The sequence below is a fragment of the Rhodococcus sp. YL-1 genome, from assembly GCF_001942025.1.
In the GTDB taxonomy this organism is placed as follows: Bacteria; Actinomycetota; Actinomycetes; order Mycobacteriales; family Mycobacteriaceae; genus Rhodococcus_F; species Rhodococcus_F qingshengii.
Genome location: NZ_CP017303.1, coordinates 111,280 through 123,531 on the forward strand (window position 1 = coordinate 111,280; position 12,252 = coordinate 123,531).

Genomic DNA, 12,252 nt, shown 5'->3' on the forward strand with positions numbered 1-12,252 from the left:
GTGTCCGACGCTACCCCGCCGGCCGGCTTCGGCCGCCCTGACCTGACCGCCTTCGCTCGACTCGACGGCCTCGGTCTGAGCGTGACCGGACAACGACTTGAACCGGATCGTGCGGTCCTCGCGTGCCGCGTGGTGGAACCAGATCAGTGGTGCCGACGGTGCGGCAGCGAAGGCGCTGCTCGTGACACCGTGATCCGGCGGTTGGCCCACGAGCCGCTGGGCTGGCGACCGACCGTGCTGGAAGTTGTAGTGCGCCGCTACCGCTGTGCCGACTGCGGACACGTGTGGCGCCAAGACACCAGCGCCGCGGCGGAGCCACGCGCGAAGCTCTCGCGCACCGGGCTGCGGTGGGCGCTGGAAGGGATCGTGGTCGCACACCTCACCGTCGCCCATGTCGCCGAGGGACTCGGGCTCGCGTGGGACACCGCCAACAACGCGGTCCTGGCTGAAGGCAAGCGGCTGCTGATCAACGACCCCACGCGGTTTGAGGGCGTGAAGGTCATTGGCGTCGATGAGCACGTCTGGCGCCACACCAGGCGTGGCGACAAGTACGTCACCGTGATCATCGACCTCACCCCGATCCGCGATGGCGCCGGCCCAGCAAGGCTGCTGGACATGGTCGAGGGCCGGTCGAAGGCGGCGTTCAAGACCTGGCTCGCCGACCGCGACGACGCCTTCCGTGACGCGGTCGAGGTGGTCGCGATGGACGGCTTCACCGGGTTCAAGACCGCCGCTGCAGAGGAGATCCCGGACGCAGTCACGGTGATGGATCCCTTCCACGTCGTGCGCCTGGCCGGTGACGCCCTCGACAGGTGCCGGCGCCGGGTCCAACTCGCGATCCACGGGCACCGTGGGTTCAGGGACGACCCGCTCTACAAGTCGCGGCGCACGCTGCACACCGGCGCGGACCTGCTCACCGACAAGCAGAGCGACAGGCTACGCGCGCTGTTCGTTGATGACGCTCACGTCGAGGTCGAGGCGACCTGGGGTGTCTACCAGCGCATGATCGCCGCCTATCGCCACGAGAACCGGCAACGTGGCCGCGAGCTCATGGAGAAGCTGATCACCGACCTCAGCGCCGGCGTCCCCAAGGTGCTCACCGAGCTCACCACCCTGGGCCGGACCCTGAAGAAGCGAGCCGCTGACGTGCTCGCCTACTTCGAACGACCCGGCACCAGCAACGGGCCGACCGAGGCGCTCAACGGACGGCTCGAACACCTGCGCAGCTCCGCACTCGGGTTCCGCAACCTGACCAACTACATCGCCCGAAGCCTGCTCGAGACCGGCGGCTTCAGACCCCAACTCCTACACCCCCGATTGGGGTGAGCCTCCAAACCGGCAGAAATGATCTGAGGCGTTCATGCGAAGACGCCGTCGGCTGATGTCGTGGACGAACGAACCACGTGCGTGGATCAACGGCAACCACCGCTCTACAGAACGTCGATGCCGGTCAGAACGAGCACCTTCTCCTCAGTGAGATCTTCCATTGCCGAAAGGACTCCCTCTTTGCCTGTCCCAGAGTCCTTCACGCCCCCGTACGGCATCTGATCGGCGCGGTAGCTCGGGACATCACCGACGATGACTCCACCGACGTTCAGAACACGTGAGGCGCGAAAAGCGGTCTGCAGGTTTGAGGTGAAAACCCCTGCCTGCAAACCGAACCGAGACTCATTGACCTTCTCGAACGCATCCTCGTCCGAGGAGACCTTGCAGAGCGCCACGACAGGTCCGAAGACTTCGTCGTCGAGTACCCGCGCGCCGCGGGGCGCGTCCTCGATCACGGTGGGCTCGACAACGGCCCCCACTCGTCCGCCACCGGTGAGAACGGTCGCACCGCCTGCCACCGCCTCGTCGATCCACTGCTCCACACGCACGGCAGCACGCTCGTCGATCAGTGGACCGACATCGGTAGCGTCGTCGTCGGGTGCACCGGTGGACAACATGCCGATCCAGGACAGTATCCGTTGCCGCATGCTCTCGTAGTGCTTGTCGTGCAAGAATATTCGCTGCACCGCGATGCAGGACTGACCAGCTTGGTACATCGAGAACCGCGCAATTCGTTCGGCCGCGAAGTCCTGTCCGGCTTCATCGGACCAGTCTTCACACACCACGACGGCGGCGTTTCCTCCCAATTCGAGCGTGACGTGTTTTCGCGGCACCCGATCGCGGATGGCCCACCCCACAGGAACCGAACCGGTGAATGAGACCACCGGCAGACGCGGATCCTGGACCATCTCCGAAGCCTTTTCGTTCGAGACGGTCAACACGGACCACGCGCCTTCTGGCAGTGACGTTTCCGCCAGCAGCTCACCGAGCACCAGACTCGACAGCGGTGTCGCTGGCGCAGGCTTGACGATGATCGGCGCACCGACGGCGAGCGCCGGCGCAACTTTGTGGGCGACCAAGTTGAGCGGAAAGTTGAACGGGGCGATCCCGAGGATGGGGCCGCGCGGGACCCGGTGAACCAGAGCCAAACGACCGTCCGAGCCTGCATCGGTATCGAGTCGTTGCATGTGTCCACTCCAGCGCCTGGCCTCCTCGGCTGCCCACCGGAAGGTGGTAGCGGCGCGGGTAACCTCGACAGGCGCCCACTTGATTGGCTTGCCGGATTCGGCTGAGATGAGCTGGGCAATCTCCTCGTGGCGGTCGTTCAGACGCGTTGATATGTGTATAAGAGCGTCTGCGCGGATATGCACGGGTGTACTCGCGAATTCGGTGGCCACCGCCGAGGCAGCTGCGATCGCGGACTCGATGTGCACCGGATCCGCCTCGGACACAGTTGCGACAATCCGACCGTCGAATGGATTGCGGATCTCGATACGGCTATCGGTCGTCGTCGCCTCGCCGGCGATCAGGAATGGAAAGTGTTTAATGCTCATCGGTATTCCTCTTCGAAGTGTACAAACAACTGCTCGCCGACCCCCTTGTTGCGGTGGCCGGCGAGCGCGTTGATGTACTGGACAGGTCAGACGGATGCAGCGGTGGCTGCGTTCTTCTGGAGAATCTCGAGCGCTTGGATGAGGTAGGTGCGGAAGACTGCGTGGTTCTCGCTCATCGGGAAGTGACCGATGTCTTTCATCTCGATGAACTGCGCGTTCTTGATTTGCGCGGCCGTTCGGGCGCTGTCTTCCGGCGTGGTCAGGTAGTCGTAGTCGCCGGTCAACATCACGACGGGGCAGCGATCGCCGTCGATCTGATCGAGCTTGTCGCGCAGATCGTGATCGACCGAGTAGAAGTGCAGGTCGCCCTTGAACGCTTCGGATCCCTGGGTGTAATAGAACCAGGTCTTCCAGCGATCTGCCTCCGGTGACTGGGGAGCCATGAGATCCCACGTGCCGCTGGCGCACACCTGCGCTGCGTTCGCGTGCGGGTGCTGCCACCAGTCGAGGTAGAAGCCAGGCGAGTAGTCGGCACCTTCGACAGGGATGACGCCGGCGAAGCGATCCGGATTGCGCAGCGCAAGCTGCAGGGCGATGTTGCCGCCGAACGAGGATCCCATGAAGATCGGATTCTCGAGTTCGAGCGCATCAACGAGTGCAACGATGAAATTGGCGTAGTGGTCAGCCGAGAGTTTGTATTCCTCGGTCCACCACTCGGTGTTCTCCGGCGGATCGGACTTTCCATGTCGAGGTAGGTCGTAGGCGATGACGCGATAATTCGCGGTGATCTCTTCGTCTTCCAGCAGCCCGCGCCACTGATGGTTGTGAGCCCCGGCGGTGTGCTGGCACACCAAGGGCTGACCGGTGCCGTTCTCCAGGTAGAAGACCTTGTACAGCAGGCCGTCGACGTCGACGTCGACGTAGTGTCCCGTCACCGGGGAAATCTTGCTCATCTCGAGGGTTCCTTCGTTGGGGGGAGATTTTGAACTGGTTTGGGTGGCGCTGGTGAATCAGACCGGCACACCGACAGTGCGGAGCAGTTCGATCTGGCGTGTCACGCACCGCAAGTTCTGCATGAGAACCAGCACGTCGCCTTCGAGCTTCATGTCCCGTTGGAATGAGGCAGCCCAGATCCCGTGGTACATCGGCGCGGGTACGGGCACGCCGAACCCCTGCCAGGTCTTGGCACTGGCCCGGATGGCGAACTGGTACGGGCGGTCGAGGGGGCCGGGATCGACCGTGATGGCGTGTACTTTGCCGGTCGTCATCTCGACGACGAAGGTATGTGTGCCCATGTCCAAGAGGTACGAACAAGTGAAGTACTTGCCGTGCGCCTGGATTTCGGGATCCTGATCCGAGGCCTGCTCGAACGCATCGGCCCACTGCTGGGGGGTCTGAGTGATGGTGGCAGTCATTGTTTTCCTTCGTCGACTTGTGTGCCGGATTATTTCTGGAACGGGGATGATCGCAGGGTGATTGCTAGTGCTTCACCGTCGCGAACATGACACCCATCACACCGACAATCGACGGGCACGTCCAATACCAATGACCCTTCCGATCGATAGGAAACACCTATTGGTGTGCATCTACCTGGCCGAATAGCATCGGCGATGTGCGCTTACCCCTGGAGTTGAGGCCGCTGTCGTACTTCGTGGCGGTGGCGGAGGAACTGCACTTCGGCCGTGCGGCTGCACGGCTCCATATCGCCCAACCATCTCTGAGTGTTCAGATTCGAAAGCTTGAGCACTCTCTGGGGACAGCGCTGTTCATTCGTGACAGCCGTCATGTGGCCCTGACGCCGGCAGGGGTGAGGCTCTTGGAAGGAAGCCGTCAGCTACTCTCGGATGCCGAGCGCATTGCGTCGCTCACCCGGCAAGTCGGCCGCAGTGCGCGCAGCAATCTCGTGATCGGATTCCAGGCGAATGCTGCCGCTGAGCTGACCCCGGACATCCTGTCGGCATTTCGCTCGATGCACCCGGATGTCGAGGTGGAAATGCAATCGTTCGACTTCTCCGACCCCTACGTCGGACTAGGCGACGGCACGGTGGACGTAGCGTTCATCAGGCCGCCCGTCGTCGTTGCGGACTGGCTCGCGCTCGACACCCTTTTCATCGAACCACGAGTGCTGGTCGTTAGCTCGGACTCCCCTCTTGCGCAACATGATTCGATCAGTGTCGAGGATCTCACAGGTCAGCCATTCGTTGCTCGTCGCAGTACCGACGAGTGGCGTGACTTCTGGCTCGCACTGAGCTCTCGCGATGGGCATGACGTTCGGCTCGGAGCCGAGGTTTCAACGGTCGACGAGTGTTTCGAAGCGATCTTGTCGAAGAAGGGCGTCGCGTTCTCGCAAGCATCGACGCAGCGGTTCTATTCTCGGCCAGGACTAGCGTTCGTTCCTGTCACCGGCATACCACCAACGCCGTTATCTATCGGTTGGCGATCAGACGTCGATTCTCTATTGACTCGCGACTTCGTAGAGGCTGCTCGCAGCGTTGCTACAGCCCGCCCTGTGCCGAATTCATGGATGCCCGCGGTCGAAGGTGTGACCTCCTTGCTCGACCGTTTTCCGGCCAAGCTCACTTCGTAACGTCTCGCCGCGCACTTGAGGATCAGGCTAGCCGGTCCTGGCAGTGAGCGCAGTCTGAGAGCGCAGTCTGATCGCCGTGCGCACCTGGCAGCGACTTCCGCTACTACTAAATATTGGCGACGGCAGGATGAATCATCCGTTTTGTCGATGGTCAAAACGCACACCCAGGCCCACAGTGAATCGCATAAGTGTTTGTAGTGGCCGGCCCGGGGCTGGCTGACAGGATAGGTGTCGTCGCTACAACGCCGTGTGACTCATGAATCGCTTTGCTCCTTTCGGATGCACTGGCCGGGGTTTGTCCACTCTATTGTGGCGGCGACGCCGGTCCGGTCTTGCTTCGGTGGCTTAATCAGAAGCCTGCCCGACCTCGTTGCCGCGAGGTCGTGGCCCGTTACAGGCCTGCCTCGAAGTGCTCTTTCCGGGCCGACGCCGACAACGACGTCGCCCATCGGAAAGGACATCCGTCGCTATGCCTATCGTCGCAGATAACTACGAGATCGTCATCGGGGTAGATACCCACGCCGCGGCCCATGCGCTGTGTGTCGTGGCCGCCGCAACCGGTGCGGTACAGGACAAAGCAAGTTTTCCGGCAAGCCCGGCGGGTCTTGATCGGGCCCGCACGTGGATTGCACACAGGGCAGGTCAACAAGCCGCCCTCGTCGTCATCGAAGGCATCGGCTCCTACGGCGCCGGACTCTCCGACCGCGTTCTTGCGGCGGGATTCCCGGTAGCCGAACCCTCCGTGATGGGTTCGGCGGATCGGAGAGGAGTCGGTAAGACCGACGATCTCGACGCCGCTCGTATCGCCCGGTCAGTTCTGTCCGTCGACATCGATCGACTGCGCCGACCACGTGCGGACGGATCGCGAGTGGCGATGCGCGTTCTCGTGGTCGCGCGCGAGCAGATGACGTGCGAACGGACGCGCGCGGTCAATGCGTTGACAGCTTTGGTTCGCACCGTCGAACTTGGTGTGGATGCACGAAAATCGTTGGCATACAGTCAGATAAAGGAGATCGCAACCTGGCGGGCTCGGTCCGAGGACGCCACCACTGCGACGTACCGAGCAGAGGCCGTGCGACTAGCCAAGAGGATTCGTGCGCTCGATGCGGAGCTGGTTGACAATCGAAAGTCTCTCGACGCGTTGGTAAAGACCAATGCACCGGAACTGACTGCCGCGGTTGGAGTGGGCGCAGTGGTTGCAGCGACTGTCCTGATCGCGTGGTCACATGCAGGTCGGGTACGTTCCGAGGCCGCATTCGCCTCACTCGCCGGGACCTGCCCGGTCCCGGCTTCATCAGGTAACACGGTGCGCTACAGGCTCAATCGCGGCGGTGACCGCCGCCTGAACAGAGCACTGACCACCATCGTCATCGTGAGGATGCGGGTTGATCCCCAAACTCGCGCCTATGTCGAACGTCGACGAGGCGAAGGCCGCACAACCAAGGAGATCATGCGATCCCTCAAGCGTTATGTCACCCGGCAGCTGTTCCGGACACTCGCCGCTGCACACCCAATCTTGGTGTCTTGACAGATATAAAAGCATCCCGGCGAGTCCGGAGACTTTGATGTGCCCTCGGTTTGGCCGAGTCGGTGAACTTTGTTTTCTGGCTACGATCTTGTCCAAGGAGGCAGGACCATGCCGAAGAGATATCTGTCGACGGCCATCGTAAGCTCCCCACTGGCGGCCATTTATGGCGCATTTTGTGGCCATGGTTTCTCCCCGCGTACGGCCAGATAGTTCCCCACCTGCTGTGAGTCAGATTCGGTCCCGGCAACGCTGGGTGGATGAAATCGAGCAGGGAGATCATGGAAATTTTGGAGGCGTACGACCTCACGGGTAGTTATCGGGCGGCGGCGGAGCTGGCTGGGTGTGATCACCACACGGTGGCCCGGTATGTGCAGATGCGCGCTGCGGGGCAGCCGCCGGACCGCCGGCGGCATCGAGCGCGGGCGATCGACGACTTTCTGCCGAAGATCGAGGAGTTGGTGGTCCGCTCGCAGGGCAAGGTCCCGCGCGGATGTCATCCACGAACGGATCGTTCGCGCTGGGGTTCACGGCGGTGAGCGGACCACGCGCGGACGGTCGCGGAGGCGAAGGCCCAGTGTCGGGCTGGTCGGCGGCGAGTGTATCGGCCGTGGGTAACCGAACCTGGGCTTGGTTACAGTACGACTTCGGTGACGGGCCAACGATTCCGGGCCGGAAGACACGTTGTTCTGCGCATGGTTGGCGTGGTCGCGATTTCGGGTGGTGATCCCGATCTGGGACAAGACATTGCCGACGGTGGCGGCGTGTTTGGATGCGACATTCCGCCGCTTGGGCGGGGTTCCGGTCTATGTTGTCCTCACCGACAAAGAGAAGACCGCGACGATCGATCACGTGGAGGGGTCGCGGTCCGCAATCCGGAGATCGTGGAGGTGGCACGGCATTACGGCACGACGCTGCGGACGTGTTTACCTGCTGATCCGGAGTCGAAGGGAGGAAGTGAGGCGACGGTGCGGATCGCCAAAGCCGACCTGTTGCCGAAGGAGGTGAACCTGCGCGAGCAGTATCACTCTTTCGGTGAGCTCGAGTCGGCTTGCCGGCAGTTCTGCACCGACGTCAACACCCGCGTCCACAGCTCTACTCGGCGGCGGCCGGTCGAGCGGCTGGCCGAAGAGTTGCAGCGGCTGCATCCGCTGCCGAAATCTCCGTTCACCGCGGTGTTCGGCACCACCCGGCGGGTGAACTGGGAGTCGACGATCTCGGTGGAAGGGGTGCGGTATTCGGTGCCGCACACGTTGATCGACACGCGGGTCTGGGCCCGCTTCCATGGTGAGGAGCTGATCGTGACCGCCGTCGACAATGATTGCGGTGCAGTCGAAGTCGCGCGGCACCGCCGCGGCCAACCCGGTTCACCGGTCCTCGACAACGACCACTACCCACCCCGCCCAGACCGCGACGCCGCCGACCGGGTGCCCAAGCCTCGTACCGCCGCCGAGCTCGCCTTCCTACAGTTGGGCCAGGGTGCCAACAGCTGGCTGGTCGAGGCTGCCGCCGCGGGAGCGCGCCGCATCAGGGCGAAGATGGCCGAGGCCGTGGACCTTTCGAAGCTGCACTCCCCGGACGCAGTCGACAGAGCGTTGGGGACGGCGGCGATGACCGGCCGGTTCGCCGATCGGGACCTGATCTCGATCCTCGACTACCAAGTCACCCACGAACACGCTGATCCGGTCCGTCGCAGCGAGAACCACACTCTGCAACCGGGCACCGCCGCCTGGTCCACCTTCGGCCAGACACCAGCACCGGCCAGCCCAGCCACTACTGACGATGAAAGCGATGACGCCTGATGAGCACCCCTTTGCGCACTGTTACCAGCGCTAACGGCGACCCGTTGACCGAGGCGATCGACCTGACTAAACGCCTGAAACTGTCCCATATCCGCAGGTCCTTGAGCGATATCATCCCGACCGCGAAAGCCCAACGCTGGGACCCCGCCGAAGTCGTGCGGGTTCTCCTCGCTGAGGAAGCCGCCGGCCGGGACCGGGCGAACCTGCACACTCGCCGCAAACGCGCGGGTTTCCCTACCGGCAAGACCTTCGGCGACTGGGACGAAACGAAATCGTCGATTCCCCGCGCCACCCAGGACGCGCTCCGCACCCTGGAGTGGGTCGGGCGGCGTGAATGTTTCTGCGTCTGTGGGCCTTCGGGAACTGGCAAGTCTCACTTCACCGAGGCACTCGGGCAGGCCGCAGTCGAAGCTGGGCTGGCGGTGTCTTGGTTCACCATCGAAGACCTCGGTGCCCTGGTCCGCCGGCACCGTGCCGACGACTCCATCGCCCGAGCCCTGACGAGGATCATCCGCTCCGACCTGATCATCGTCGACGACATCGGTCTGCTCCCGGTCTCTGAAGACGCCGCCGAAGGATTCTATCGCCTCGTCGACGCTGCCTACGAACGCCGAGCGATTGCCGTCTCGAGCAACCTGCACCCCTCCGGCTTCGACGAGATCATGCCCAAAACATTGGCCACCGCCACCGCCACCGTTGACCGGCTCCTGCACCATGCGCACGTCGTCGTCACCGACGGCGACTCCTTCCGCCTCACCGAAGCCACCACCGGCAAGGGGGTGAAGCCCTTCAGCTAACCCAAATCAGAAAGGGGACTGTAAGAACAACGGTGTAACTCTGAAAGGAGATACGCCACTATGACTGATGTGATTGATCGTGAGACAGAGACGAACTCGGCTCAGCCGGGTATCAGCGATGCGCGGCTCAAAGAGCTGGTCGAGCAGGCGCGAGCCGAAGGGCTGCAGTTGACCGGAGATGGTGGATTGCTGTCGAAGCTGACCAAGCTAGTCGTGGAGTCCGCGCTCGAAGGCGAGATGGACGACCACCTCGGATACGGCAAGAGCGACCCGGCAGGCAGGGGCAGCGGCAACTCCCGCAACGGCAGACGAGCCAAGAACGTGTTGACCGAGGCCGGCCCGGTCGAACTCGAGGTGCCCCGTGACCGGGATTCCTCCTTCGAGCCGAAGATCGTGGCCAAGCGGCAGCGTCGGCTCTCAGGCGTGGAGGACATGGTGATCTCATTGTCGGCCAAGGGTTTGACGACCGGTGAGATCGCTGCACACCTGGCCGAGGTGTACGGAGCTGATGTGTCCAAGCAGACGATCTCGACGATCACCGAGCGGGTGATGGAAGGCATGGCCGAGTGGCAGAACCGGCCGTTGGATCCTGTGTACCCGGTGTTGTTCATCGACTGCATCCACGTCAAGATCCGCGAGGGCAACGTCGCTAACCGGCCGATCTACGTCGCGATGGGGGTGACTGTCGACGGCACCCGCGACATCCTCGGATTGTGGGCCGGTGAGCACGGCGACGGGGAAGGGGCGAAGTACTGGCTTCGGGTGTTGTCCGAGCTGAAAAACCGTGGTGTGCAGGATGTTCTGATCGTCGTGTGCGACGGTCTCAAGCATCTACCCGACTCGATCGAGCAAGTGTGGCCACAGACCATCGTGCAGACTTGTGTGGTCCATCTTCTCCGTAACACCTACGCCTATGCCTCCCGCAAGGACTGGTCCGAGATCGCCAAGGACCTCAAACCCGTCTACACGGCTCCGTCGGAGCAGGCCGCGCTCGACCGATTCGCAGAGTTCAGTGACAAATGGGAGAAACGCTATCCCGCGATCATCAGGCTCTGGACTAACGCCTGGGCTGAGTTCGTGCCGTTCCTACAATTCGACAACGCCATCCGGCAGGTCATTTACACGACCAACGCCATCGAGAGTGTCAACGCTCGAATCCGCAGGGCTGTCAAGGCCCGTGGACACTTTCCGACCGAGGCCGCGGCCTTGAAATGCGTGTATCTGGCCATCATGAGCCTCGATCCCAAAGGCACCGCCCGCAGGCGCTGGTCCAACCGATGGAAGGCAGCACTGAATGCCTTCGAGATAACGTTCGACGGACGGCTGTCTGCCGGACGAAAGTAGTTAGAAACCAATCAATTACACCGTTTTCTGGACAGACCCTCAGAAAGCGGGTGGGGAAAAACAACTGGCCGCCACCGGGGAGAACCCGTGGCCACCAGCGGGGAGAACTACTGGCCGTCAACGGGGAGAACTTCGTGGCCATTGACATGAGAGGTATCCGGCGAGCATCCGATTGTGGACCAACGCCTGGCAGGAGTTCATCGCGTTCCTCGATTACGACATCGAGATACGTCGAGTGCTGTGCTCCACCAACGCGATTGAGCCCTTGATTGCCCGGGCCCGCGGTCGGTGAAAGCTCGGGGGCATTGCCCTACCGAGGCGGCTGCGCTGAAGTACCTCTATCTGGTGACGCGGTCACTGGACCCGACAGGAAAGGGCCAGGGACGATGGATAACGAGGTGGAAGCCTGCTCTGAACGCATTTGCGATCACGCTCGCTGATCGTGGGTCGGGATCGGAAACTTACTGATGGAAAACCCCGAAACACCGTTAGCGAGATAGACCCACCGTCGCGAGGACGAGGTTCAGGGACTGCTGACGCCGATTAACGGGCGACTGCACTGCCGTTGTCATCGGTCTCGGTCCTTCACCCCTGCCGGGGCCCATCCTCTCCGGTACTGCTGGTTGCCTGGTGCCGACCGTCGATCGCGGCTCCGATAGACGATGTAGGGGCGAAACAGATAGTGCACCGGTGCGGTGAACATGTGCACCAGCCGCGTGAAGGGCACCGCTGCGAACACGAGCATCCCGACGAGGACATGAATATGAAAGCGCAAGGGCGCGTTGTTCATCGCGTCGACATCAGGCTGGAAGTAGAAGATGGACCGGAACCAGGGTGAGACGGTTTCCCGGTAGTTCACGCCTTTCTGATCGGGTAGGGCGCCGAGCAGGGTGCAGTAGAAGCCCAGGAGCAGAGCCGCGGTGAGCACGATGTACATCACCTTGTCGTTCCGGGTGGTGGCCATGTACACCGGGCCGGTGGTGCGGCGGCGGTAGATCAGGATTGCAAGGCCCGTCAGCGTGCAGATTCCGGCGATGAGTCCGAAGAACGCGGAGTTGAGGTGGTACAGGTTTTCGGAGATTCCGAAGAACTCTGTCCACGACTCGGGGATGACCAGACCGATCGCGTGGCCCATGATGACCACCAGGATGCCGAAGTGGAAGAGCGGCGATCCGATACGCAGCAACCGTGATTCGTACAGTTCCGAGGACCGGGTGGTCCAGCCGAACTTGTCGTATCGGTAGCGCCAGATGGTGCCCCCAATGAGCAATGCGATCACCAAATACGGAAGGACACCCCAGAGGATCCAATCCATGTC

General features: G+C 62.4%; 9 protein-coding genes and 2 pseudogenes. 7 read left to right on the top strand and 4 right to left on the bottom strand.

Features of this window, described 5'->3' with window-relative positions; genetic code table 11:
- Positions 1 to 1,326 (top strand): ISL3-like element ISPfr2 family transposase, encoded by a 1,326-nt coding sequence (locus tag BH682_RS32665; protein WP_075836153.1) that lies wholly within the window; start codon positions 1 to 3, stop codon positions 1,324 to 1,326.
- Between the two features lie 104 nt (positions 1,327 to 1,430).
- Here the strand turns inward: BH682_RS32665 and BH682_RS32670 are convergent, their stop codons facing one another.
- The 3 genes from BH682_RS32670 to BH682_RS32680 all read right to left on the bottom strand — a co-directional run bounded on the left by BH682_RS32670 (position 1,431) and on the right by BH682_RS32680 (position 4,294).
- Entirely contained in the window at positions 1,431 to 2,879 is a 1,449-nt protein-coding gene (locus BH682_RS32670; protein ID WP_075836155.1) for an aldehyde dehydrogenase family protein, read from the bottom strand.
- A gap of 86 nt (positions 2,880 to 2,965) precedes the next feature.
- The gene (locus tag BH682_RS32675) at positions 2,966 to 3,832 is read right to left on the bottom strand and encodes an alpha/beta fold hydrolase (RefSeq protein ID WP_003941838.1); all 867 of its coding nucleotides are present in this window, start codon (positions 3,830 to 3,832) and stop codon (positions 2,966 to 2,968) included.
- A gap of 57 nt (positions 3,833 to 3,889) precedes the next feature.
- Positions 3,890 to 4,294: a hypothetical protein gene (locus BH682_RS32680; RefSeq protein ID WP_003941837.1), complete on the bottom strand. Its 405-nt coding sequence runs from the start codon at positions 4,292 to 4,294 to the stop codon at positions 3,890 to 3,892.
- A 197-nt stretch (positions 4,295 to 4,491) separates the two neighbouring features.
- On the opposite strand from BH682_RS32680, the gene BH682_RS32685 reads away from it, so the two are divergent.
- The 6 genes and pseudogenes from BH682_RS32685 to BH682_RS32710 all read left to right on the top strand — a co-directional run.
- The gene (locus tag BH682_RS32685) at positions 4,492 to 5,466 is read left to right on the top strand and encodes a LysR family transcriptional regulator (protein WP_042926698.1); all 975 of its coding nucleotides are present in this window, start codon (positions 4,492 to 4,494) and stop codon (positions 5,464 to 5,466) included.
- Between the two features lie 469 nt (positions 5,467 to 5,935).
- Complete coding sequence (locus BH682_RS32690) at positions 5,936 to 6,994, top strand: IS110 family transposase (RefSeq protein ID WP_075836157.1); 1,059 nt, start codon at positions 5,936 to 5,938, stop codon at positions 6,992 to 6,994.
- A 257-nt stretch (positions 6,995 to 7,251) separates the two neighbouring features.
- Positions 7,252 to 8,793 (top strand): annotated as a pseudogene (gene istA, locus BH682_RS32695) (IS21 family transposase).
- Complete coding sequence (istB, locus tag BH682_RS32700) at positions 8,793 to 9,590, top strand: IS21-like element IS1415 family helper ATPase IstB (protein WP_075836159.1); 798 nt, start codon at positions 8,793 to 8,795, stop codon at positions 9,588 to 9,590. Before istA ends, istB begins: the two are co-directional and overlap by 1 nt.
- Positions 9,591 to 9,650: 60 nt before the next feature.
- The gene (locus BH682_RS32705; protein ID WP_075836161.1) at positions 9,651 to 10,934 is read left to right on the top strand and encodes an IS256 family transposase; all 1,284 of its coding nucleotides are present in this window, start codon (positions 9,651 to 9,653) and stop codon (positions 10,932 to 10,934) included.
- Positions 10,935 to 11,085: 151 nt separating this feature from the next.
- Positions 11,086 to 11,402: pseudogene (locus tag BH682_RS32710) on the top strand (transposase); the annotation flags it as partial.
- Between the two features lie 100 nt (positions 11,403 to 11,502).
- Here the strand turns inward: BH682_RS32710 and narI are convergent.
- Entirely contained in the window at positions 11,503 to 12,249 is a 747-nt protein-coding gene (narI, locus tag BH682_RS32715; RefSeq protein ID WP_042926616.1) for a respiratory nitrate reductase subunit gamma, read from the bottom strand.
- Between the last annotated feature and the right edge of the window lie 3 nt (positions 12,250 to 12,252).